Genomic DNA, 21925 nt, shown 5'->3' on the forward strand with positions numbered 1-21925 from the left:
CCCTATGGCGACGCCCGACCCGGAACTCCTGGACGCGGCCGCGGCGCTCATGCTGCGCCGCCCGACCGCCGAACTTCTGGCCCAGGCCCGGGCGCTTTTCGCCGATCCCGGCCTGGCGCACGACCAACAGGACGCCCAGCGCGATTTCTCCGACCTGTTTTTCTCCCCCGCCTCGGGGCGTTGCCGCCCCCCCTACGAGGGCGCCTTCCGCGAAGGACGCATGGGCGGCCAGGCCCACGTCGCCGCCGCCGAAGCCTACCGGAGAGCCGGCTTCGACCCCTGGTCGCTCGCGGCCGACCCCCTGTGGCGGGCGCGTCTGGCCCCGGACCACCTGGGTGTGGAACTTGCTTTCGCCAGCGCCCTGTGGAAAAATCATCGCCTCGCCCCCGACCGGGGCTTCGACCGTCTGGCCGAGGCCTTTCACGCCGAACGCCTGGCCCCTTGGGTCTCCGACTACGCTCGGGCGCTCGGCCAGGCGGCCCGCAGTCGTCTCTACCGTCTGACCGCCGAGTTGCTTCGGACCCTTTGCTGACGCAGGTTCGCCCTCCGAAAAACCCCTCACCAAGGCCTGTTCAAGACATCATGCGCGCACTCAAGATCGTTTTTCTCAATGTGGTCGTCTTTCTCGTGCTGATCGAAGCGATCAGCGCGGTCGTGCTCTCGTCCCGCTATCATACGTTCTGCTACTTCGGTCTGCCCCCGGTGGCCTCGACCGGCGAATGGATCGCCCACGCGGACCGCAATCGCCTGGTCAAGAACTGGAACGACAACCACCCCCTGCTTCACCCGCTGTTTTCGGCCATCGGCGTGCCCGGGAAGCGCGAACCGGATCAGCCTTACGATACGGCGCGCTGGGCCAAGTACATCCAGCAGGGCAACCTCTACCAACCGGGACCGGACGAGGCCGTGGTGGGCGTGTTCGGCGGGTCCGTGGCCTATGACCTGGCCCTGTACCTGGCCGAGCCGCTTTCCGCCCTGCCGGCGTTCGCGGGCAAGAAGATCACCGTGCTCATGCTGGCCGGGGCCGGCTACAAGGAGCCGCAGCAGCTGGTGCAACTGGCCTACGCCCTGGCCGCCGGACAGAAGTTCGACCTGGTGCTCAACGTGGACGGCTATAACGACGTGAAAGGCGGGCTCACGAACATGGAAAAGGGCGTGTCCTACACGGTGCCCAACTGCGACGCCCAGTTCCTGTTCGACTGGATCCTGCGCAACGACACCGGCTCGGGGCAGGACCAGGTGCGCCACGCCCAAATGGTGCTGGACAGTTGGCGACTGCACCGCGCGGCCGCCCGGGCCAACGAAACGAAAAGCGCGGCCGTGCGCCTGGCCCTGGAAACCTGGGTCGAGCGGGCAAAGAAAGCCCTGCGGGCCGAGCAGGCGTCCTTTCTTTCGGACTTTCACATGAAAGGAAGGCTGGAATACTTCGGCCTGCCCGACGGGCCCCAGGGCGATCCCCTGTCCAACATGCCCCAATTGGCCAAGCACTGGGCCAAAAGCTCGGCCCTCATGGACCAACTGTGCCGCCGGGCCGCAATTCCCTACATGCACGTGCTCCAGCCCAACCAGTACTACGGGGCCAAGCCCATCTCCGACAAGGAACGCGCAACCGCCGTCACCGACCCGTCCAACCAGAACGTGATCCCGCAGGTCTATCCCCTGCTGCAAAAGGAACTGGCCGGACTCAAGGCCCAGGGCGTCGCCGTGCTCGACGCCACGCCCGTCTTCGACCACGAAGCGGACACGCTCTACTACGACAACTGCTGCCACATGAACGAAAAGGGCAACCGCATCTTCGCCCGGTTCGTGGTAAAGGCCCTGGGCAAGGCGCTGGCCGCGGGCAAGTGATCCCGTGGATCGGGACGCGACGCGGGCCTGGCCGCTCAGGGCGTCGCGTCGCGCTGATCCGGCGTATCGCGTCCGGCCAGGAGGGCAAAAACGACCGCCGGGCGGACAGGGCGCGAAAGACGGTCAACAGCCCGCCAAAAAAGTCGATTCTTGCAGCCTGTTCAAAAAACGTGCTGGCAAGGCGCGAGCAAAAGTCAATCCCCAAGCGGAGTTGGCATCCGTTCAGGGTTTGCATTTTTCGCGGCAACACAGCCGGCAAGGATTTTTCAACAGACTGTCAAGCCCGACGCGCGGTTCGCCTCCCCGGGGGCTTGGCCGTTTTGAAGCGGAGCGGCCGGCACGGATGCGCCGTTCGTCAGCCTTCCATGTGCGCCAGGGAGGCCAGGGTTTCGCGGTCCGTAAAATCGAAGCGCAGGGGAGTGAGGGTGATATAGCCTTCCGTGAGCAGGGCGCGGTCGTGTCCGGGCGAGACCTGCTCCGGGGGAATGTAGCCCTTGAGCCAGTAGTAGTTGTGGCCCCTGGGGTCCTGGCGTTCGTCGTACCAGTCGCGATAGGCGGCCCGGGTCTGGGGGCACGCCTTGAGGCCCTTGACCTCTTCCATGGGGCGGTTCGGGAAATTCAGGTTGAGCACGCGCTGCCGGGGCAGGGAACTCCAGTCCATGCGGAGAAGGAATTCGGCCACGTAGCGGGCCTGGCCCGAAAGGTCCTGGGGCGTGAAGTTGTCGTAGGACACGGCCAGGGACGAAAAGCCCATGAGCGCGCCTTCCGTGGCGGCGCTGACCGTGCCGGAGTAGAGAATGTCCACGCCCACGTTGGCCCCGCAGTTGATGCCCGAAACCACCACGTCGGGGTCGCGGCCTTTCACCAGGGTGGTGAGCCCGAGCTTGACGCAGTCGGCCGGCGTGCCGGAAACGCCCAGACCGTAAAAGCCCGGCTCGTCGAACACCTTGATCCGCAAGGGGTTGATCATGGTGACCGCGTGCCCCACGGCGCTCATTTCAGTGACCGGAGCCACCACCGTGACCGCGTGTCCGGCCTCGGTGAAGGCCTTGTACAGGGCGCGCAGGCCCACGGCCTGGATACCGTCGTCATTGGTGAGGAGGATGTTCATGGTCTTAAGAACTCCCAAGGCGTAGAATTGAACGCCGCACGAGCGGCGCGGAACCCAATGAAACCGACCCCCCGTTGACAGACCGGGCTGCGGCGGGCAGTTTCACCCTTTCCCAGCGGGTGCTACATTATGCCAAGCGCAGAGGCAAGCCGGTGACAGACAAGCGCATCTTCGTTCGCGACCTCACTGCGGGCCAGCAGGTGACCGAGGTGTTCCTGCTCGCGCAGGCGTCGCGGGGTCAGGCCAGAAACGGCCCCTTTTGGACCCTCAAGCTCCAGGACGCCTCCGGCGTGGTGGAGGCCAAATTGTGGTCTCCGGCTTCCCTGGCCTTTTCCGAAATCGCGGCCGGGCAGTTCGTGCGCGCGGTGGGCGCGGTCGGGTCCTACCGCGACCAGACCCAACTCAACCTGGAGGGACTCGACCTCCTGGGCGAATCCCCCGAAGGCCTGGACTTCGGCGACTTTCTGCCCGAGAGCGCCGTCAAACCCGAGATTCTGCTGTCCCAGCTGGAAAGCCTGCTGGCCGACAACATCGGCCACCGGCCCTGGCGGCGCTTCTGCCGCAAGGTGCTCGCCGACCCCGCCATGCGCGCCCGGCTCCTGGCCGCGCCCGGGGCCAAGGCCATGCATCACGCCTACCGGGGCGGACTGCTGGAACACACCCTGGCCGTGTGCAAGGTGGTGCTGGCGCTTTGCCCGCTCTATCCCGACCTGGACAAGGACACCCTCCTGGCCGCCGCCGCGTTTCACGACCTGGGCAAGGCCTGGGAGCTCACCGCCGGGCTCACCCGCGACTACACCGACGAAGGACGGCTGCTCGGCCACATCGTGCTCTCCCAACGACTTCTGGACCCGTTTCTGGTTAAAGCCAAGGACCTGGACCCGGAGCTCGCGCTTCATTTTCGCCATATGCTGGTCAGCCATCACGGCGAACAGGTCTACGGCTCCCCCACCGTGCCCATGACCGCCGAGGCCATGCTCTTGCATTTCGCCGACAACATCGACGCCAAGCTGCACCAGTTCGCAAGCGCCGTGGACGACCCGGAAAAGGTCGGCATGTCCGGGTACGTGCGCGCCCTGGAACGCTTCGTCTACAATCCCCGGCGCGCCCGGCCGGACGACCGGCCGGAAAAGCCCGCCCCCAAGGAAACCGGACAGTGTTTGTTACCGTTGAAGGCGTAGAAGGCGCGGGCAAGTCCACCCAGATCGGACTCATGGCCCGCTGGATGGAATCGGCGGGCAAAAGCGTTCTGGCCACCCGACAACCGGGCGGCTGCGAGTTGGGACTGGCGCTTCGGCGCATCCTGCTCGATCCGGCCACCACGGACCTGGACCCCACGGCCGAATTGCTCCTCTATCTGGCCGACCGGGCCCAACACGTGGCCCAGGTGATCCGTCCGGCCCTGGCCCAGGGCCAAGCCGTGCTGTGCGACCGCTACCACGACTCCACGGCCGCCTACCAGGGGCACGGCCGGGGGCTTGCCGCCGCGCTTCGCCCGGACCTGCGCGCACTGGCCACCGGCGGGCTGGAACCCGATCTCACGGTGCTGCTCGACCTGGACCCGGAAACGGGACTCACCCGGGCCAGAAACCGCAACCGTCAAACCGCCTCCGGGGCGGACGAAGGACGCTTCGAAGCTCTGGAACTCGACTTTCACCGCCGGGTGCGCGCGGGCTTTCTCGACCTGGCCCGGAACAACCCCGAACGCTTCGCCGTGGTGGACGCCTCCGGCCCGCCCGAAGCCGTGTTCGCCCGCGTCGCTCCGACCCTGGCCGCCCTGCTGGCCCGGTAGCCGTCCGTCGCAAAGGAGGCTTCCCATGACGCGCCGTTGTGTCGCATTCGTTCTGTGTTGTCTCTGTTTGGCCGCCCAGACCGCCTGGGCCGTGACGCCCTTCGAAGTGCAACAGGGCAGCCAGCTCGCCGCAATCGTCAAACGCGGCAAGCTGGTGGTGGGCATGGAGCTCAAATATCCGCCCTTCGAATACGTCGACGAAAAAGGCCAACCCAGGGGATTCGACGTGGACTTGGCCCGCCTGGCCGCCCGGGACCTCGGCGTGGAGCTCGAAATCAAGGACATGGAGTGGACCGGCCTGATCCCGGCCCTGCAGGCCGGCAAGATCGACTGTATCGTATCGGGCATCTCCGGCACGCCGGAGCGGTCCAAGTCCGTGACGTTCACCGCTCCCTACTTCACCACCGGCCTGTGCGTGCTGGCCTCGACCAAACGCGCACCGGGCCTGGAAAATGCCGAGCAGCTCAACGCGCCCGGCCGCATCCTGGCGGTGAAGACCGGCACCACCGCCGACACCGTGGCCGGCAAACGCTTTCCCAAAGCCACGATCAACCGCTTCCGCGACGAAACCGCCTGCGTGCAGGAGGTGGTCAACGGTCGCGCCGACGCCTTTCTGTACGACCAACTGTCCATCGCCAAGCACCACAAGCAGTATCCGGCCGAAACCCGGGCCCTGCTCACCCCGTTTACCTACGAAGGCTTCTGCATCGCCCTGCGCAAGGGCGACTTCGACTGGTGGCAATGGCTGCAATTCTTTCTGGACACCCACAAGGCGGACGGACGCCTGGAAGCCCTGCGCAAAACCCATATGGGCGAGCTTCTGCCCTGAGATGAACAAGGACCAGGACGGCGGTCCCCGCACCGCGCCTCGGCCCCGGACGGGCGGAGATCGCTCGTGGACGGGCGCGGTTTTCCGGTCCGGGCGACGCCCGGACCGGAAAACCGCGCCCTCGGGGGGAACCGGGGGGAATCATTCCCCCCGGCCGTCGGAGGCCTGCGCTCTTCTTCCGCCCCCCGATCCCTCGGCCAAGGCGAAGGCCGTCTTGCGACTGCGGCGATGGGCGGTGCGCCTGACCCTGCTGGCGGCCCTGGCCACGCTGGGCTGGGGGCTTTTGGGCAACCTGCGCTACGCGTGGGACTGGTCGGTGGTATGGACCTACCGGGAACTCTACTGGTCCGGCTTGGTCACCACGCTGGGCGTGTCTTCGGGAGCCATCGCGCTGGGGCTGGCGCTCGGCGTGGCCGGCGGTCTGGCCCGGATGTCGGAGAACCTTTGGCTTTCCGAGGCGGCGGGCTTGTACGTGTGGCTTTTTCGGGGCACGCCGCTGCTCACGCAGATCTACATTTTCTACTTCTGCCTGGCCGTGGCCGTGAACGTGGACAGCCCGCTGCTCACGGGCATGGCGGCCCTGGCGGTGTTCGCCGGCGCCTACATCACGGAGATGGTGCGCGCGGGCATCGAGTCCGTGGACATCGGCCAGTGGGAGGCCGCCCGGTCCACGGGTCTCGGCCACGCCCAGGCCCTGCGGCTGGTGGTGTTTCCCCAGGCGATGCGCCGCATCATTCCGCCGGTGACCGGCCAGTTCGTTTCGCTCATCAAGGATTCGTCGCTGCTTTCGGTCATCGCGGTGCGCGAACTGACCAAAAGCGCCGAGATGGTCAACGCCGCGACCTACAAGACCTTCGAGGCCTACCTGCCCTTGGCGGGCTTCTACCTCCTTCTCACCTATCCGCTTTCCATCTTGACCTCCCGTCTGGAACAGCGGATACGAAACCCATCGCCGCACGCGACCAACCTCGACATTCCCTCCAAAGGAGCACGCGAATGAGCCAAAAAAACGTCAAGCTCTACGCCCTGTCCACCTGCATCCACTGCAAGAACTGCAAGGAATACCTGGACAGCAAAAATCTTCAGTACGAATGCATCTACGTGGACCAACTGACCGGCGACGAGCGCAACAAGCTTGTCGAAGAGATCAAGAAGATCAATCCCACCCTCTCGTTCCCCACCGTGCTCATCGGCCAGGAGGTCGTGGTGGGTTTCGACAAGGACAAAATCGAAAGCGCTCTGAGGAAATAACGTGGACGCCGCCGAACTGTACGAAAAGCTCAAGGGCTTTCAGGAGAAAAAAGGGTATTATTTCAACCCTGACCAGCGGATGACCATGTCTCTCATGGAAAGCCTTCTGGCCAACAAGGAACGCTACGGCCATATGGCCTGCCCCTGCCGCCTGGCTTCGGGCGATTTCGCCGCCGACAAGGACATCGTCTGTCCCTGCGTGTACCGCGAAGCCGACGTGGCCGAGTACGGCGCGTGTTTCTGCGGACTGTACATGTCCGAAGAAATGGCCAAGAGCGGTCGTCCCGCGCCGGTGGTGCCCGAACGCCGCCCGCCGGAAAAAGTGCTGGCCGCGCTGGGCCTGGGCTAGCAGCCCGCCCAAAAAGTCGATTCTTGCGGCCTGTTCAAAAAAACGTGCTGGCAAGGCGCGAGAAAAAGTCAAGCCCGAAGCGGAGTTGGCATCTGTTGAGGGGTTGCATTTTTCGTGGCAACGCAGCCAGCGGGGATTTTTCAACAGGTGGCTAACGCCGGGTCCTCAAGGGAAACAGGAACCGGTTTTCCCGGAAGGACGCTTCCCTTCCGCGCGGTACTGACGAAACGCGCGGAGGCTTGCTTGGCAAACGCCACGCTTGGCGTTCCGGGAACGGATTTGTCCCGCGACGCACGCATGCGGCCCAGGCCGAACCACCCGGGCCGCATGCGCGTCGCATAACGCCGATGCGCGCCGAACGTTTGTTTGTTGGGGGGCGCGACGACACCGCGACGCCTTGCCCCGCCCGTTTCACCCCGCCGCGCGGCCGGCACGCCCAACGACGGGGGAAGAAATCTCCCTTTTGTTTTCGCGCCCCGGTGGCGGATTTTTTCTGGTGGCGTCGGCCTGCTTGTTCGGCTTTTAAGACGGCAAAAGGGTTGGCGAATTTCTTGTCTGCATGGCCGGCGTCCGCAACCCGGCCGGGCCGAGGCCAACACGAGTTCCTCCCCGTGCGTCTTGACTCCTGCCCAAGCTCGGATAGAATCTGATCGTTTGTTTTCAGAAACGTTTTGTCGGTATGCCGTATGGATGTTGTTCGTATTCTTTTGGCCGAAGACATGGAAATCGTTCGCAAGGGCGTGCGCGCCCTGCTGGCCGCCAATCCCAAGTTCGCGGTGGTGGCCGAAGCCGAGGACGGTCAGGAGGCCATCGACTTAACCGCCAGCGCCCGCCCCGACGTGGTGCTCATGGACCTCTCGTTGCCTCGCCTCGACGGCGTGGAGGCCATTTCCATCATCAAGCGCCGCTTCCCCAAGACCAAAGTGCTGGCCCTGACGGCGCACGGCAAGGAGCACTATCTTTCCGCCGCCGTGCAGGCCGGAGTGGACGGCTACCTGCTCAAGAACAGCCCCAGCGCCGAACTCTTCGCCGCCGTGGAGTCCCTGATGGCGGGGCAGAACTACTTTTCCCGCGCCGTGTCGAGCATGCTGGCCAACGCCACCCGCTCGTCCCTGGTGGGCGGCGACCCGCTGGACAAACTCTCCGGTCGCGAACGCCAAGTCCTCAAGCTGGCCGCCCAGGGGCACCCCAATCAGGACATAGCCGACGCGCTTTTCGTCAGCGTAAAAACCGTGGAAAAGCACAAAACCAACATCAAAAAGCGTCTGGGCCTGCGCAGCTCTCTCGAACTGGCCGCCTTCTGCCTGGAACACGGCCTGGTGGCCGACGAATAAGAACGCCCCCGACGGCCGAGGACGGGGCCCGTCGCGTCCCTGTCAACGTCAACGGGAAAAAGTCCGCTTGCGGACTCCTCCGGCCAGGAGCGCAAAGAAAACGAAAAGGGCCTGTTTCCGGCAAAATCGGAAACAGGCCCTGACTTTTTTCCACCGCTTTGGGCGGGGAACCGGGGACTGCGAAGGGCATGCGCCCCAGGCAAGGCGTTGCCCGACCACGTCGCCTTCCGGCTACCGGCTTTCCATCACCCGCCGGGCCACGGAGAGCAGGAACAAGTCCCGGTCCCGACGGGCGGCCAGCGACAGCCCCACGGGCGCGCCGTCCGCGTGGGCCAGGGGCAGGCTGACCTGGGGCATGCGGCCGATGCCGGCCGGGCTGGTCAGGGAAAGCGAGCGGCGGTAGAATTCGGCCGAGGCCTTGTTCGCTCCCATGGTCCCCTTGACGGGGGCCGGAGAAGGCGAACTCGGCAGGCAGATCACGTCCGTATCGGTCAAGCTGGCGCGCAGCGTCTGGCTGGCGGCCTCGCGCCGTGAGTGCCACAGCCCGGACGAACCGCGCGGGGCCTTGCTGGTCAGCACGAAATTGGCGGCCACACGTTCGCTGAATTCGGGTTTGGTGTTTTCCACCCATTCCCCGTGGTAGCTCCAGGCTTCCAGCCCTTGCAATTTGAGAAAGATCTCCCGACAGCGGGTGAAGTCGGCTCCGGCCAGATCGGCCAGATTCACCCGGCGCACGCCGCCGGCGAAAAGCGGGGCGATGGACTCGGCTGCATCAAGCAGGGCCTGACGTGTGGCCGGCTCGCACTGGTCGAAGGCGTCCTCGACGAGAATGAGCGTGGCCCGGCCCGGGTCGGCCACGGTGGGCTCGCCCAACAGGACCGAGGCCGAGGCTTCCAGCACGATGGACGAGCTGGCCAGCACGCCCACGGTGTCGAAACTCGGAGCCAGGCCGCCCACGCCCGCCGAAGGAACGCGGTCGTGGCTGGGACGGTAGCCCAGGATGTCGCAGTGGGAAGCGGGCATACGCGCCGAGCCGCCGGTATCCGTGGCCAGGGCGAAATCAGCCAGTCCGCAGGCCACGGCCGAAGCCGAGCCGCTCGACGAACCGCCCGGAACCCGGGTCGGCGCCGCGGGGTTCAAGGGCGTGCCGGAGAACGGATTTTCGCCATCCATGCCGAACGTCATTTCGTCGGTATGCGTCTTGCCCACGCAGGTGGCGCCGGCGTCGAGCAGGAGCTCCACGGCCACGCTGTGAGCCGGGGCCGGACCGTGCGTCTTGGTCCAAGCGGGGCTGCCCCGTCCGGTCACCTGCCCGGCGATGTCGAGGGCGTCCTTGACGGCGAAGGTGGTGTTGTCGAGGGGGCCTTGGCCGGTGGGCTCCAGGTGTAGCTGGACGACGAAGGCTCCGGACTCTTCGGCGGTGCAAACTGGCGGTTTTCTTTTCATGGGTCATAGTAGCAGAGACAAACGTTGCACCGCAACCTTCTTCTCGACCTTGGCGGGAGGTTCTGGCATCCTCGGGCGGTCCGATTTTCCGCAACGCGCAACCCTTCCACGACGAGCATGATCGCATCCCAACGCAAAATGTACGTGTTTCTGCTGCTGGCCACTGTGGCGTCCCAGGTGGGCATGCAGGGCTGGGTAACACTCATCAGCAACTTCGGCGTGGAGGCCGCCGGCCTGAACGCCTTTGAGATGGGGCTCACCCACTCGGTGCGAGAGCTGCCGGGGTTTCTTTCGTTTCTGGTCATCTACCTGCTGTTGGTGTTGAGCGAACACCGTGCCGCCGCGCTTTCCATCCTCATGCTGGGGGTCGGCGTGTGCCTGACCGGCTACTTTCCCACATTCTGGGGCGTGGTGTTCACCACGCTCATCATGAGCACCGGCTTTCATTTTTTCGAGCCCCTCAACCAGTCGCTGTCCCTGCAATACTTCAATCTGGAACTGGCCCCCATCGTGCTCGGCAAGCTGCGTTCGGCCGCGGCCCTGGCCAACATCGGCGTGGGCGTGGCCATCTTCTGCCTGACCGGCGTGCTCGACTATCGCCAGATATTTCTCGCCGTGGGCGCGGTGGTGCTGGCGCTTGGACTGTGGGCCGTGTTTCAAGACCCCTCGGACAAGTCCCTGCCGCCCCAACGCAAAAAAATGGTCTTTCGCGCCCGGTACTGGCTCTTCTACGCGTTGACCTTTCTTTCCGGGTCGCGCCGCCAGATTTTCATGGTGTTCGCCCCGTTTCTGCTGGTCAAGAAGTTCGAATACTCCCTGGCCGCCATGAGCGTGTTCTTCGTGATCACCAATCTGGCCGCCTGGATCGCCAACCCCGTGATCGGTCGCATGATCAACCGCTTCGGCGAGCGCACCCTTATGAGCCTGGAATACGTGACCGCCATCACGGTGTTTCTGGTCTACGCCTTCACGGATTCGCACCTCGCGGCCGCCCTGGCCTTCATCGTGGACCAGATCACCTTCAACTTCGCGGTCTGTATCCGCACCTACCTGCAAAAGCTCGCCGATCCCAAGGACATCGCCCCGAGTTCGGCCGTGGGCTTCACCATCAACCACGTGGCCGCCGTGTTCATTCCGGCGTTGGGTGGCTGGTTGTGGACTTTCGACTACCGCATTCCGTTTCTTGCCGGCGCGGTGCTGGGCGTGGTGAGCCTGGGCCTGGCGCAACGGGTGCGCGCCCCCGGACGGTGAAGCGAAACCCGCGCACGGCCGAATGGGCGGACGTTTGCAAACACGTCGGCGTCAGGGATTTTTCCCCCCTCCCTCGGCGCTGACGGGAATTCCCGCCGCCCCAAGGCGTTGCACCAAACTTTTCCTGGTCCATTCCTTCTCAAGGGAGGAAACATGCCTGGCCATGAGTTCCAGAAGCTCGCGGTCCTGAGTCACGGACGCGCTGTTGTCGGACAAGGCCCGGGCGAGCATATGCATGCACACGGCGCGCTCGTAGGGGTTGGCGGTCGCGCGCAGCACTTCCTTGACCACCGGCGCGGACATCGTCCGGCCGTGGACGATCTCGTACTCCATCACGGAAGGAAAAGGCTGCGCCGCCTCCCGGCCGCAGGCCAGAATCACGATCTGTTCGCGCGGGGAGTAGTTCTTGATCACCTGGAGCTGCTCGGCCCTGGACTTGCCGTAGAAGGTGAGGACGATGTCGGTGCAAGCGGGGTTGGTGAACGAATATTGCTTGATGTATGATGTGGAATGGAACTTGATGAATCGTACATCCTCCTCCACGTGCTTGCGCCAGAACGTGGCTGGCGTGCGCTGCAAGGCCGCGTCCATGGCGGCCAGGGCTTCTTTGTCGTCTGATATTGAGTATGTTTTCATTGTCACCATATTTCTGAATACATAAATGATATCATAAACAACGCGATCATTGTTTGCTTCCGCCAGCTTTGCAAGCAACGTTGGAACAACGTCCTTGCCAAGCTTTGCGTATACTTCAGCAATTTCCCCATTGCTCGGGTGGATGTAGTCCTGGCTACAGAGATAAATATCGAACTGCGTTTCCCGGTCGTAGTTCGCAAAAGCTTGAAAGCTGTAGGCTTTGCCTTTGGCCCAATACTCTTTGCACCAGGCGGAGCAGAGCGGCTTGTTCAGGTATGCTGGGTGGGTGCAGGCTGATGTCGTGAAGAGGACGGCCAAAAAAGCGAGGATTCGAAGAGAAATATATTGCATGACGTTCCTCTGCTTATAGAGTTGGTAATATCAGTTGATACAACTGATTTTCAGCTTATTATCGCATCTTGTCTGGTTCACGTCGTAAATCTGCCCCCCTGAACAAACAATCCCGACCAGGGGAGCAGACGAAATCACGATTCTTATGGCAAGCAACCAGTGGCTTTACCCCGTATCAAAGGCTCCAAATCGTATGCGGCTTGTTCCTCAGGGCATTGCCAGTACCCGTGTCTCAAGGCTGAAAGAACATAGCTCAACCGCGTCATCCCATTTTGAAACTGCCCGACATGAACAACTTCATGCCCAAGAAGGCCTATCCCCTTTGGTGTCGTGGGATCATATTGACCAGGCTTGAAGTAGATGTGGTTTCCAAGCGTTACGCCGCCCATATCGCCCGGCAGCCACCATGGGTACTCCCCTTCATGAAGCTTGATGTTGTCCAGATCAATCTTCTGATCAACATAAGGCCCTATTTGCTGCTTTTCGCATTCAGTCAAATACCGCCAGTTGCGTCCCGTGACTCGTTCGGTATGTTCTTCAGGAAACCCGACCAGAGACGATGTTGAGTTGGTGTCATCGTCGTGACCGCCGATTTCCCGGCCGCGCGGTCTGCTTGCGGGTGTCTGCGTCGAAACGGTATTGCTTGACGTGTTCGTTGCGGCCATGGGGTCCCCGGCGTTCATGCCCTGCTGTCCGCCATGGCTCAATAGCCCAGAGAATGTTCCGGCCGGAAATTGCGAATGAAACAGAGCCGTAGAGACTCCCGGCGCGCCGCCAACCTCATACCCGCCCGCCTGATAAGGCTGATACGCGTGCGGCTGCGGGTATGAGGCGTTTTCATGACCGCTGTCTGCTTCATGCGTTGTCATCACCCCCGCCTCGCGCCGACGCATGTCGTTATAGGCGGCGTTCCACTCCCAATTCAGCACGCCGAAGGCGGTGGGGCCGACGACATGGGGCTTGGGGTCGTCTGGGTCGAAGAGGGGTTTGCTCTCCCCGAAGCGTATCCCCGAGCCGGGGGCGTCATCGTCGGAGTTGAGAAAGAGGCCGTTGTTCATGGTTTCCTCCTGTGAGCCATGTTTTTCAAATATTGTCCACAAGAATATTTTCCTGCAACCCATATAGCGCTATATGGGCGCGCGTCGAAAATATTTCTTGCCACACCCAGACCAAAGCCGTTCGCCTGTATTATCCCTGCGCGCTCTCCAGCCGCGCGAACGCCGTCCCCGCCGCGCCAACAAAAAAAGGCCCCCTTCCGGGGGCCTTTTCGAAAGCGTTGTGCGATCGGTCGCGAAATTATTCTTCGCGGCTCTTCTTGTATTCCGCCACCACCTTTTCGGTGACCACGGGCGGGGCTTCTTCGTAGTGGTCGAAGGCCATGGTGAACGCGCCCTGGCCGCCGGTCATGGAAGACAGCGCCTTGGCGTATTCCTGCATCTCGCTCATGGGCGCGTGGGCCTGCACCTCGGTCACGCCGCCGGCGGATTCCGAGCCCAACACCTTGCCGCGACGGCTGGAGAGGTCGCCGATCACGTCGCCCATCTGGGCGTCCGGAATGGACACGCTCACCAGGGCGATGGGTTCGAGCAGCACCATCTTCATCTTTTCGCAGGCCGCCTTGAAGGCCAGAGAGCCGGCGATCTTGAAGGCCATTTCCGACGAGTCCACGGTATGGAACGAACCGTCGAACAGTTCGACCTTGAAGTCCACCATGGGATAGCCGGCCAGCACGCCGCGCGCCGCCGACTCCTGCACGCCCTTGTCCACCGCGGGGATGTACTGACGCGGAATCGAGCCGCCCACGATGGCGTCCACGAACTCATAGCCTTCGCCGCGACCCCGGCCTTCCATGCGAATCCAGCAGTCGCCGAACTGGCCGCGTCCGCCGGTCTGCTTCTTGTGCCGGCCCTGCACCTCGGCCTTGCCCTTGATAGTTTCGCGGTAGGGAATCGTGGGGGCCTTGAGCACCACGTTGGTCTTGTAGCGGCGCTTGACCTTTTCCACGGCGTTTTCGATGTGGGTCTGGCCCATGCCCGAAAGCAGCATGTCGCCGGTCTCCTCGTTGCGGGTCAACTGCAGGGTGACGTCTTCGTCCAGCAGCTTGGCCATGGCCTGGAAGACCTTGTCCTCCTCGCCCTTTTCGGCCGGGGCCAGGGCGTAGGAGATCATGGGCTGGGGCAGTTCCGGCTTGGCGAAGGTGAAGGGGCTCTTCTCGTCGCACAGGGTGTCGCCGGTCTTGGTGTCCTTGAGCTTGGCCAGGGCCACGATGGCGCCGGGGCCGATGGGCTCCTTGTAGGGCTGGGTGTCCTTGCCGGTCATGAAGAGCAACTGGCCCAGGCGTTCCTTGGTGTCGGTGCGGGTGTTGAGCAGGCTGGCGTCGGGATTGATCGTGCCGTTGAGCACCCGGATGAACGAAAGCTGACCCGCGAAGGGATCGAACAGCGTCTTGAACACGAAAGCCGCCGCCGGGGCCGAGGGAGTCACCTCGCGCACGGAGCCGTCCGCGCCTTCCACTTCCTTCACGCCGGCCACGGCGTCGAGCGGAGACGGAAAGAACAGCTCGGCCGCGTTGAGCATGCGCTTTCCGCCCATGCCCTTGAGGCCCGACACGCACATGACCGGATACAACTCGGCCGAGGCGATGGCCTTGCGCACGCACGAGAACAGGTCCGGCACGGTGACGGAGCCCGGGTCCTCAAGGTAGCGCTCCATGAGGCCCTCGTCGCACACGGCCACTTCTTCGACCATGGACTCGCGCAGGGCGTCCACTTCCTCGACCATGTCGGCGGGGATGGGGCCTTCGGTGACCTTGCCGCCCTCGGCGAAGATGTAGGCCTTGTTCTCCACCACGTTGACCACGCCCTGGAAGGAGTCGGCCTTGCCGATGGGAATGTTCTGCAAAAAGGGTTTGACGCCCAACTGATTGCGGATGCCGTTCAACGCCATGTCGAAGTCGGCCCGGTCGCGGTCCATCTTGTTAATGACGAACACGGCCGGCAGGCGCATTTTCGAGACTTCCTGCCAGAGCTTCTTGGTGAGCGGCTTGACGCCGTCCACGGCGTCGATCAGGAAGAACACGGCGTCCACGGCCGAGAGCAGGTAGCGGATATCGCCGTTGAAGGAGAGGTCGCCCGGCGTGTCGATGAGAAAATGGCGGTTTTTGTTCCACAGGTAGGTGGCGAAGCCCGGCTGGGTGGAGCCGCGGCGTTTGATTTCCTCGGGCTCGTAGTCAAGGGTGGTGGTGCCCTCTTCGATCTTGCCCAGCCGGGAAATGACGCCGGCGTCGTGCAGAAGCATTTCGGCCACGGTGGTCTTGCCGCACCCCCCGTGACCGATGAGCGCATAGGTCCGTTGGCCTTTCAACACGTCAAGCATGCCCGTCTCCTGTGTCCTGTTGTAGGTTGATCCCTCGCAAGCCTCACGGCGCTTTAGCTCTCGCCCCGTGGACGAATGGATTTTGGTAAGCTTCAGCACTGTAACCGCAATGCCGCAAGCCTGCAACAAGGCAAACAGCCTAGGATTCGCGCGAAAAAGGCGATAGGGACCAGACAACGCACTCGGAGAGTATCGAACATGCCCGTTTCCCTGCAAAGCGTCACTGTGCATCCCCGGGACCTGGACGTTTCCGGGGCGCACCTGCTCTGGGCCGAAGAACCGTCCCCGGCCCTGTCCGCGAGCCTTGAGGCCTGCGGCCAGATGGTCCCGTTGCTGGTGGATTTCGAACCGCAACGGCCCGTGCTGGTGGCCGGATACAAGCGCGTGCTGGCCCTGCGCGCCCTGCGTCGCCCCGCCCTGGCCCTGGGATTTTTCCCCCAGCCGGGCCTGGACCCCGGCCTGGCCTGGGCCGAGGCCTATCTGGCCGCCAATCAGGCCCAGCCCCCGGACGAAGCCCGCCTGGTGCGCGCGGTCCGCTTCTTCACCGCCCGGGGCGGCTTCGCGGCCTTTCTGGCCCATGCGGCCCCCCACCTGGGACTGGCTCCCAGGGACAAGCGCCTGGACCAACTGCAGGCCTGGACCACGCTGCCCGCCTGGCTGGACGGACCGGCCGCGACCTCCCCCGACCACGCCGGCGCCCGCACGCTCTCCCAGCCCCTGGCCCCGCTGTCCCTGGCCCCGCGCCTGGCCGCCTTGCCCGAAAACGACCTGGCCGCGCTCCGTCCCTTTCTCGAAGCCGTGCGGTTTTCCCGCAACCACCTGGACAACCTGCTCACCTGGCTGGGCGAATCGGCCCTGGCCCGGCGGACCAGCCTGGCCGACCTCTTGGACCGCCCCGAATGCGCGCGGGCGCTCGAAACCGGCCTCGCCCCGTCCGACCGTCTGGCCCGTTTGGCCCAGGCGGCCAGACGCCTGCGCAACCCCGCCCTGGTCGACCTGGAGGAGCGCTTCGCCAAGGGGGCCAAGGCCCTGACCGCCGGCACCCGGTTCAAGGTGCTCCCCTCACCCGGCTTCGAGACCGACGCCGTGCGCCTGGAAGTGAGCCTGGCCGCGCCCCGCGACCTGGCCCGCGCGGCACGGGACCTGGAGACCCTGCGCTCCCGGCCGCAGTGGGAGGACCTTTGGGGGGCGGCCCGGCCCGCGCCACGCGGAGAGGATTCGTGAACGGTCGCGACGCGCCGGACGACCACAGCGCGGAACCGACCGCTCCGGCCCTGCCCGCCCATCTCGGGACCCTGGCCCGCCTGGCCGCGGACGCCGCGGTGCTGCGCACCCCGCTGGTCGAACGCGTGCGCGCGCGTCTGGCCCATCTGCCCTTTCACGTGTTGGAAAAAGGCCAGGGCGCGCCGCAAGGCCCGGGGCACACCCTGCACTTGACCGCCCACAAGGGGCGATTTCTGCGGCCGTGTCCGGGCACCAAGCGCTACCGGTGCTGCGCCTACCGCATCGTGCATACGGGCGAGGGCTGTCCCATGGCGTGCAGCTACTGCGTGCTCAGGGCCTATCTGGGCGAGGGGGCGCTGCGGGTCTTCGCCAACCAGGAACGCCTGTTCGACTCGCTGGGGCGCATCTTCGGGGCCGACCCGGCCCGACGCTTCCGGGTGGGCACGGGGCAGTTCACCGACTCCCTGGCCCTGGAGGCCGTCACCGGCTACGCCCGCGATCTGGTGGCCTTTCTCGCCGGCCATGAAAACGTCTGCCTGGAACTCAAGTCCAAAGTGGTCGACCTTTCCTGGATGGACGCCGTCGCCCGCCCGGACCGGGTGTTGCCCGCCTGGTCGGTGAACGCTCCCCCGGTCTGCCGCGACCAGGAAGCCGGCACCTCCTCCCTGGAGGCACGTCTGGCGGCCGCGCGAACCTGCGCCGAAGCGGGATTCCGGGTCTGCCTGCACTTCGATCCCATCGTCTATTATCCCGGCTGGGACAGGGACTACGCCCGCACGGTGGAGATGATCGCCGACCACGTGCGCCCGGAAAGCGTGGCCTACGTCAGCCTGGGGTCCTTTCGCCTGATGCCCGGCCTTTCGGCCCAGGTGGCGGACAATCCCCTCTATCAGCACGCCGAGTACGTTCTGGGCCTGGACGGCAAGCGACGGCTGCTTCGTCCCCTGCGCTCGGAGCAGATGCGCTTCGTGGCCCGGGCGCTTTCCCGGGCGGGGTTCTCTTCAGGGCTCTATTTGTGTATGGAGTCCGATACGGTCTGGCGGGAGGTGTTCGGCCACACCCCGAAAACGCTCGGCGGCTTGGCCGCCCATCTCATGGACCGCGCCTTTGGAACCGGCGGCGACTGATCGCCGACCGGGGGAGTCGTCGCCCACGCGCGGCCCGCGCGCGGTGGCGTCCGCGAAGCGCGAAACACTGTTTCGTTTTGTGGACAATTCCTTGAAAGAATCCTGTCCGCCCTTGAGAAAAGCGCGCCTTTCCTCCAAGGACGACAGGCGGTTCAAGTCCTCGCGCAACGCGCACGACGCGTAGCCGGCCCGCGCGGGGAACACTTCGGGGCTTCCCGCCAGGGTCCCGCCCGACGCCTTCCCCGCTTCCCTGCCGGCGCGCCTGTGCGCTCCAGGCGGCGGCCCCGGCCGCCCCGAACGCCGGCTGCAACCCGGCGGCCACCGCCCTAGACAACGAGGTGAACCATGCCGAAAATTCTGGCCGTACTGGCCCTGTTTCTTCTCTGCGGCTGTTCGCTCATGGGCTCTTCCGAGCCCAAGGAGCAGGTCATGAACGTGATCGATTACGGCGTCTACCAGAAAGGATTGCTCGTGCGCACCACCGACGCCATCCCCCGCCAGTTGGGCACCACCTTCGGCCTGCGGGTCCAGGTGTCCGACAAACTCCAGGGAGACCTGAACGCGCGCATTGTCACGGACACTCCCGGCCTGCTCGATCCCCATTCCGGCAAGACGCAGACGGCCTACATCACCAAGACCACCCTGAAGGCGGGCCAAACCTACGACGTGTTCTTCACCTTCAGCGAGCGGTGGGAAATGGCCGCCGGCACCTGGACCCTGTCGGTGGAAACCGACAAGGGCGAATCCGTCTCCCGGAAGTTCGAGGTGTACGACCCGCACATGTAGACGCGCCAAGCGTTTCGCCAGCCTCCGGGCCGGGGAAGGGTCCCCGGCCCGGAGATAGCGGCCGGCGCCGGCCATGGCCCTGCGCCGCGGCCCCGAACCCCGCGCACGAACTTTCGGGAACAAACGTCCCGCGTTCTCTTTCTTGCCCGCGCAATTCCGTATACACGTATTTCGCGGGCGTCACGCTAGACGTTGCCGTCGAAGATCGCGCCCTTCTTGGCGAATCCCGCCTCAAGGACCTTGGTTTGGAAGTCGTAGTCGGCATTGAGCCCGTTGCCGGAGTGGCCTCCGGAATTCAAGGTGTCCAACGTGCCCTTGACCACTTCGGCCCCGAAGACCTGCTTCGAGGAAATCGTATTCAATCCGGACTGGCCGGAAACGCCGGTGATGTCGCTCGTCATGCATACCTCCCTTGCGGGCGAGCCGCGCCATATCGCGATTCTTATCGACGCCTGGCGGCGATTCTTTAGGGCGGGAAGGGTATTTTTCGGCCGGCGAACGGGGCGTCGCCGTAACCGCCAAACCCAAACACGCGTCCTAACGCCCATGGCGGGCCTTGACGAACCTGTTTTAGGGCTTTACCCCTGCCCATAAGACCAGCCCCACTAAGGAAACAACCCAACACATGCGATTCGTGGACGAAGCGGTAATCACCGTGCGCTCCGGCAAGGGCGGACGAGGCTGCGTGGCCTTCCGACGGGAAAAGTTCATTCCCATGGGCGGACCCAATGGCGGCGACGGCGGCAAGGGCGGCGACGTGATCTTTCGCGTGAGCCCGAGCCTGCTCACGCTCTACGACCTGCGCCTCAAGCGCCGATACGAGGCCAAAAACGGACAAATGGGCCTGGGCAGCCAGTGCAACGGCAAAAACGCCGACGACCTGGTGGTGGAAGTGCCCCAGGGCACCCTGATCTACGAGCTTGCCGACGAGGGCGAAGCCCTGGCCGCCGACCTGACCGACATCGGCCAGGAGTGGATCGCCGTGCACGGCGGACGCGGCGGCAAGGGCAACATGCATTTCAAGAGCGCCACCATGCGCGCCCCCCGCTTCGCCCAGCCCGGCGAGCCCGGCGAGGAAAAACGTCTGCGCATGGAACTGCGCCTGCTGGCCGAGGTGGGCATCATCGGTCTGCCCAACGCGGGCAAGTCCACCCTGATTTCCGCCATCTCCGCCGCGCGGCCCAAGATAGCGGCCTATCCCTTCACCACCCTCACGCCCACCCTGGGCGTGATCCAGGGCGAATTCGGCGAACGCATCGTGGCCGCCGACATCCCCGGCCTGATCGAAGGCGCGCACACGGGACAGGGCCTGGGGACCGACTTTCTCAAGCACGTCTCGCGCACCAGACTCCTGGTGCATGTGCTCGACGCCCAGGAAGCCCTGGGTGACGACCCCCTGGCCGGCTTCGCCCTGGTGGACGAGGAGCTCGAACGCTACGACCCCGGCCTGGCCCAGCGTCCCCAGATGCGTGTCGTCAACAAGGTCGACACCCTGGACCCGGAAACCCTGGCCTCCCTCAAACAAAAGGTTCTCGCCCGCGCCCCCGGGACGCTCTTTCTCTCGGCCAAGCGCGGCGACGGACTGGATGACTTCGTGTCCGCCCTGTGGCGGTTCGTCGACTCCACGCGGCAAGAAGAGCCGCAAGACCCCCCGCTCAAAGGAGAACAGCCATGACCCGACTCGCAAGCCTGTGCGTCCTGGCGCTCGGCCTGGCCCTGCTGGCCGGCTGCGGCGTTCCCGGACAGACCGTATCCTTCAAACTCGATGTCAAGGAACAAAGCTCCAGCATCGGACGCGGCAAAACCGTCGCCCTGCGCGTGGTGGACGCCCGGCCCGAAAAAATCCTCGGCTACCGCGACATGGATACCTCCCGGAACTCGCCCATCCGGGTCGAAGGCAACCTGACCGAAATCGTGGGCGCGGCCGCCTCCCGGGCCCTGTCCGACCTGGGCTTCACGCCGGCTCCCTACTCCGACTCCGCTCCGCGCAGCCTGGTCATCACCATCCGCGACCTGAACTACCTCGCCAAAAGCGAAGGCGTGACAAAAAAGATCAGCGTCAAGTGCGTGCTGGCCGGCAAGGCCAAGAACGGCCCCGGCACCTGGGAAGGCAACTACCCCGTGCGGCAGGAAAAAGACGTGGTCATAACCCCGGACGAAAACTCCAACGCCCGGTTCTTAAACGACGTGCTCTCCGAGTCGCTCACCATGCTCGTGAGCGACCCGGACCTGCAACAGTTCCTGGGCAAGGACGGCGTCCACTCCAAGACCATCAAGCAGGAATAAAACACACTCCCCGCACCAAGTCCGCAAGCGGCGTCGCCCCCCCTGGGCGACGCCGCTTTGCGTTTCAGCTCCCCCCTCACGGCCCATTACGCCGGCCTGCGCGTTGCCCACGCCCCCGACAACGGCGTGGCCGACGCCAAACAGGCGCAAAAGGATGGGGGCGCAAGTTCCCAGGAAACCGAGGGGGGGGCCAGAGGGAATCATTCCCCCTGACGGGGGGCGGGGGCGCGCAGCCCCCGCTCTTCCCTACTTCCCTTCAGGGCCGAGGCGGTTCAAAAGGTTCGACCAGACCGTCGAATCCTGTCCGCGCGCGGACGTTGTAAAGGGCCTGGTCGTCCGGGTCGTTGCGCTTGGTATGCTTTTCGTAATCCACTTCGAGGAGCAGCGCGTTGGGCGTAAAAAACAGCCGGTCGCGGGCAAAGGCGACCACGGAGAGCTCCGTGTCGGCGAAATGGGAGCGATATCCCGGATAGAACAGGCTTTTGGGGTAGACCGTGGCCAGCCAGGCCCGATCCGCCAGACCGAACACGGCCAGCGTACCGAAGAAGCGGCCGTCGTTGAAGGCCAGGAGCCCCGGTCCGGTCCGGTCCATGACGCCCATGGCCTGGGCCAGCCAGTGGTCGCCGGGAAACGCGTCCTGGGCGAAGTAGGCGAAGCGGGGCGACGCGGTCCAGGCGTAGACCAGGTTCGCGGTGCGGATGAAGCCCAATCCGGCGTCGTCGCGCACAAAGACCGCCAGGCCCGGATGCCTGGCCCGCACGGCCAGCACTCCGGCCAGACGTGAGGCCTGATCGTGGTCCAGGTAGGGGATCACACAGACCACCCGGTCGTGGGACAGGCCTTTGACCTCGGTCAGGGCCGAGGTGGCGGCGAACACGCTTTCAAACATGGCTCCCCCTTGATGTTTGGCCCGGCCACAGTACCAGAGG

The 21925-nt window shown here is 64.6% G+C and carries 22 protein-coding genes; 15 read left to right on the top strand and 7 right to left on the bottom strand.

Annotation, left to right across the window (positions count from 1 at the left end):
- Window positions 1-4 precede the first annotated feature (4 nt).
- Both ACYQ01_RS09820 and ACYQ01_RS09825 read left to right on the top strand, forming a co-directional pair.
- Window positions 5-532 carry a TorD/DmsD family molecular chaperone gene (locus ACYQ01_RS09820; protein WP_459933662.1) on the top strand — a complete coding sequence of 176 codons (528 nt, stop codon included), beginning with the start codon at window positions 5-7 and terminating at the stop codon, window positions 530-532.
- 50 nt (window positions 533-582) lie between these two features.
- On the top strand, window positions 583-1848 hold the full coding sequence (locus tag ACYQ01_RS09825) for an SGNH/GDSL hydrolase family protein (protein WP_459933663.1): 1266 nt from the start codon (window positions 583-585) through the stop codon (window positions 1846-1848).
- Between the two features lie 355 nt (window positions 1849-2203).
- Here the strand turns inward: ACYQ01_RS09825 and surE are convergent, their stop codons facing one another.
- A complete protein-coding gene (surE, locus tag ACYQ01_RS09830; RefSeq protein ID WP_459933664.1) occupies window positions 2204-2959 on the bottom strand; it encodes a 5'/3'-nucleotidase SurE in 756 nt (251 codons plus the stop codon).
- 152 nt (window positions 2960-3111) lie between these two features.
- Between surE and ACYQ01_RS09835 the strand changes: the two genes are divergently transcribed.
- From ACYQ01_RS09835 to ACYQ01_RS09865, 7 genes are all read left to right on the top strand, one after another.
- Entirely contained in the window at window positions 3112-4140 is a 1029-nt protein-coding gene (locus ACYQ01_RS09835) for a 3'-5' exoribonuclease YhaM family protein (RefSeq protein WP_459933665.1), read from the top strand.
- Entirely contained in the window at window positions 4116-4751 is a 636-nt protein-coding gene (tmk, locus tag ACYQ01_RS09840) for a dTMP kinase (RefSeq protein ID WP_459933666.1), read from the top strand. Before ACYQ01_RS09835 ends, tmk begins: the two co-directional genes overlap by 25 nt.
- A gap of 25 nt (window positions 4752-4776) precedes the next feature.
- Window positions 4777-5580, top strand: coding sequence for a transporter substrate-binding domain-containing protein (locus ACYQ01_RS09845; protein ID WP_459933667.1), 804 nt, complete (start codon window positions 4777-4779; stop codon window positions 5578-5580).
- Between the two features lie 214 nt (window positions 5581-5794).
- A complete protein-coding gene (locus tag ACYQ01_RS09850) occupies window positions 5795-6580 on the top strand; it encodes an amino acid ABC transporter permease (RefSeq protein ID WP_459933668.1) in 786 nt (261 codons plus the stop codon).
- Window positions 6577-6831 carry a glutaredoxin family protein gene (locus tag ACYQ01_RS09855; RefSeq protein ID WP_459933669.1) on the top strand — a complete coding sequence of 85 codons (255 nt, stop codon included), beginning with the start codon at window positions 6577-6579 and terminating at the stop codon, window positions 6829-6831. The genes ACYQ01_RS09850 and ACYQ01_RS09855 overlap by 4 nt, the downstream gene beginning before the upstream one ends.
- A 1-nt stretch (window position 6832) precedes the next feature.
- Window positions 6833-7180, top strand: coding sequence for a ferredoxin-thioredoxin reductase catalytic domain-containing protein (locus tag ACYQ01_RS09860; protein WP_459933670.1), 348 nt, complete (start codon window positions 6833-6835; stop codon window positions 7178-7180).
- A gap of 686 nt (window positions 7181-7866) precedes the next feature.
- A complete protein-coding gene (locus tag ACYQ01_RS09865; protein ID WP_459933671.1) occupies window positions 7867-8514 on the top strand; it encodes a response regulator in 648 nt (215 codons plus the stop codon).
- Window positions 8515-8745: 231 nt separating this feature from the next.
- Here ACYQ01_RS09865 and ACYQ01_RS09870 read toward each other — a convergent pair whose 3' ends face one another.
- Window positions 8746-9960 carry an amidase family protein gene (locus ACYQ01_RS09870; protein ID WP_459933672.1) on the bottom strand — a complete coding sequence of 405 codons (1215 nt, stop codon included), beginning with the start codon at window positions 9958-9960 and terminating at the stop codon, window positions 8746-8748.
- Between the two features lie 117 nt (window positions 9961-10077).
- Here ACYQ01_RS09870 and ACYQ01_RS09875 point away from each other — a divergent pair, with 117 nt between their 5' ends.
- A complete protein-coding gene (locus ACYQ01_RS09875; RefSeq protein WP_459933673.1) occupies window positions 10078-11211 on the top strand; it encodes an MFS transporter in 1134 nt (377 codons plus the stop codon).
- 51 nt (window positions 11212-11262) lie between these two features.
- Here ACYQ01_RS09875 and ACYQ01_RS09880 read toward each other — a convergent pair whose 3' ends face one another.
- The 3 genes from ACYQ01_RS09880 to ACYQ01_RS09890 form a co-directional block, all read right to left on the bottom strand.
- Window positions 11263-12198, bottom strand: a complete 936-nt coding sequence (locus tag ACYQ01_RS09880) for a hypothetical protein (RefSeq protein WP_459933674.1) — start codon at window positions 12196-12198, stop codon at window positions 11263-11265.
- A 143-nt stretch (window positions 12199-12341) separates the two neighbouring features.
- The gene (locus ACYQ01_RS09885) at window positions 12342-13256 is read right to left on the bottom strand and encodes an eCIS core domain-containing protein (RefSeq protein ID WP_459933675.1); all 915 of its coding nucleotides are present in this window, start codon (window positions 13254-13256) and stop codon (window positions 12342-12344) included.
- Window positions 13257-13494: 238 nt separating this feature from the next.
- Window positions 13495-15573, bottom strand: coding sequence for an elongation factor G (locus ACYQ01_RS09890; protein ID WP_459933676.1), 2079 nt, complete (start codon window positions 15571-15573; stop codon window positions 13495-13497).
- 198 nt (window positions 15574-15771) lie between these two features.
- Between ACYQ01_RS09890 and ACYQ01_RS09895 the strand changes: the two genes are divergently transcribed.
- The 3 genes from ACYQ01_RS09895 to ACYQ01_RS09905 all read left to right on the top strand — a co-directional run bounded on the left by ACYQ01_RS09895 (window position 15772) and on the right by ACYQ01_RS09905 (window position 18710).
- The gene (locus ACYQ01_RS09895) at window positions 15772-16797 is read left to right on the top strand and encodes a chromosome partitioning protein ParB (RefSeq protein ID WP_459933677.1); all 1026 of its coding nucleotides are present in this window, start codon (window positions 15772-15774) and stop codon (window positions 16795-16797) included.
- Window positions 16798-16847: 50 nt separating this feature from the next.
- On the top strand, window positions 16848-17924 hold the full coding sequence (locus tag ACYQ01_RS09900; RefSeq protein ID WP_459933910.1) for an SPL family radical SAM protein: 1077 nt from the start codon (window positions 16848-16850) through the stop codon (window positions 17922-17924).
- Between the two features lie 345 nt (window positions 17925-18269).
- Window positions 18270-18710 (top strand): DUF3859 domain-containing protein, encoded by a 441-nt coding sequence (locus tag ACYQ01_RS09905; RefSeq protein ID WP_459933678.1) that lies wholly within the window; start codon window positions 18270-18272, stop codon window positions 18708-18710.
- A 185-nt stretch (window positions 18711-18895) separates the two neighbouring features.
- Here ACYQ01_RS09905 and ACYQ01_RS09910 read toward each other — a convergent pair whose 3' ends face one another.
- On the bottom strand, window positions 18896-19111 hold the full coding sequence (locus ACYQ01_RS09910; protein ID WP_459933679.1) for a hypothetical protein: 216 nt from the start codon (window positions 19109-19111) through the stop codon (window positions 18896-18898).
- 224 nt (window positions 19112-19335) lie between these two features.
- Between ACYQ01_RS09910 and obgE the strand changes: the two genes are divergently transcribed.
- Together obgE and ACYQ01_RS09920 are read left to right on the top strand one after the other, a co-directional pair.
- Window positions 19336-20385: a GTPase ObgE gene (gene obgE / locus ACYQ01_RS09915; protein WP_459933680.1), complete on the top strand. Its 1050-nt coding sequence runs from the start codon at window positions 19336-19338 to the stop codon at window positions 20383-20385.
- Window positions 20382-20996, top strand: coding sequence for a YajG family lipoprotein (locus ACYQ01_RS09920; RefSeq protein ID WP_459933681.1), 615 nt, complete (start codon window positions 20382-20384; stop codon window positions 20994-20996). The genes obgE and ACYQ01_RS09920 overlap by 4 nt, the downstream gene beginning before the upstream one ends.
- 256 nt (window positions 20997-21252) lie before the next feature.
- On the opposite strand, the gene ACYQ01_RS09925 is transcribed toward ACYQ01_RS09920, so the two are convergent.
- Entirely contained in the window at window positions 21253-21885 is a 633-nt protein-coding gene (locus tag ACYQ01_RS09925; RefSeq protein WP_459933682.1) for a hypothetical protein, read from the bottom strand.
- Window positions 21886-21925 lie beyond the last annotated feature (40 nt).

The sequence above is a fragment of the Fundidesulfovibrio butyratiphilus genome (genome assembly GCF_054657235.1).

What these genes read in the sequence shown, in the direction of transcription:
- surE (WP_459933664.1), bottom strand. Translation starts at nt 2,959, where the DNA reads ATGAACATCCTCCTCACCAATGACGACGGTATCCAGGCCGTGGGCCTG.
- ACYQ01_RS09885 (WP_459933675.1), bottom strand. Translation starts at nt 13,256, where the DNA reads ATGAACAACGGCCTCTTTCTCAACTCCGACGATGACGCCCCCGGCTCG.
- ACYQ01_RS09920 (WP_459933681.1), top strand. Translation starts at nt 20,382, where the DNA reads ATGACCCGACTCGCAAGCCTGTGCGTCCTGGCGCTCGGCCTGGCCCTG.
- ACYQ01_RS09925 (WP_459933682.1), bottom strand. Translation starts at nt 21,885, where the DNA reads ATGTTTGAAAGCGTGTTCGCCGCCACCTCGGCCCTGACCGAGGTCAAA.
- ACYQ01_RS09855 (WP_459933669.1), top strand. Translation starts at nt 6,577, where the DNA reads ATGAGCCAAAAAAACGTCAAGCTCTACGCCCTGTCCACCTGCATCCAC.
- ACYQ01_RS09910 (WP_459933679.1), bottom strand. Translation starts at nt 19,111, where the DNA reads ATGACGAGCGACATCACCGGCGTTTCCGGCCAGTCCGGATTGAATACG.
- ACYQ01_RS09880 (WP_459933674.1), bottom strand. Translation starts at nt 12,198, where the DNA reads ATGCAATATATTTCTCTTCGAATCCTCGCTTTTTTGGCCGTCCTCTTC.
- ACYQ01_RS09890 (WP_459933676.1), bottom strand. Translation starts at nt 15,573, where the DNA reads ATGCTTGACGTGTTGAAAGGCCAACGGACCTATGCGCTCATCGGTCAC.
- ACYQ01_RS09905 (WP_459933678.1), top strand. Translation starts at nt 18,270, where the DNA reads ATGCCGAAAATTCTGGCCGTACTGGCCCTGTTTCTTCTCTGCGGCTGT.
- obgE (WP_459933680.1), top strand. Translation starts at nt 19,336, where the DNA reads ATGCGATTCGTGGACGAAGCGGTAATCACCGTGCGCTCCGGCAAGGGC.
- ACYQ01_RS09875 (WP_459933673.1), top strand. Translation starts at nt 10,078, where the DNA reads ATGATCGCATCCCAACGCAAAATGTACGTGTTTCTGCTGCTGGCCACT.
- ACYQ01_RS09865 (WP_459933671.1), top strand. Translation starts at nt 7,867, where the DNA reads ATGGATGTTGTTCGTATTCTTTTGGCCGAAGACATGGAAATCGTTCGC.
- ACYQ01_RS09820 (WP_459933662.1), top strand. Translation starts at nt 5, where the DNA reads ATGGCGACGCCCGACCCGGAACTCCTGGACGCGGCCGCGGCGCTCATG.
- ACYQ01_RS09870 (WP_459933672.1), bottom strand. Translation starts at nt 9,960, where the DNA reads ATGAAAAGAAAACCGCCAGTTTGCACCGCCGAAGAGTCCGGAGCCTTC.
- ACYQ01_RS09825 (WP_459933663.1), top strand. Translation starts at nt 583, where the DNA reads ATGCGCGCACTCAAGATCGTTTTTCTCAATGTGGTCGTCTTTCTCGTG.
- ACYQ01_RS09895 (WP_459933677.1), top strand. Translation starts at nt 15,772, where the DNA reads ATGCCCGTTTCCCTGCAAAGCGTCACTGTGCATCCCCGGGACCTGGAC.
- ACYQ01_RS09845 (WP_459933667.1), top strand. Translation starts at nt 4,777, where the DNA reads ATGACGCGCCGTTGTGTCGCATTCGTTCTGTGTTGTCTCTGTTTGGCC.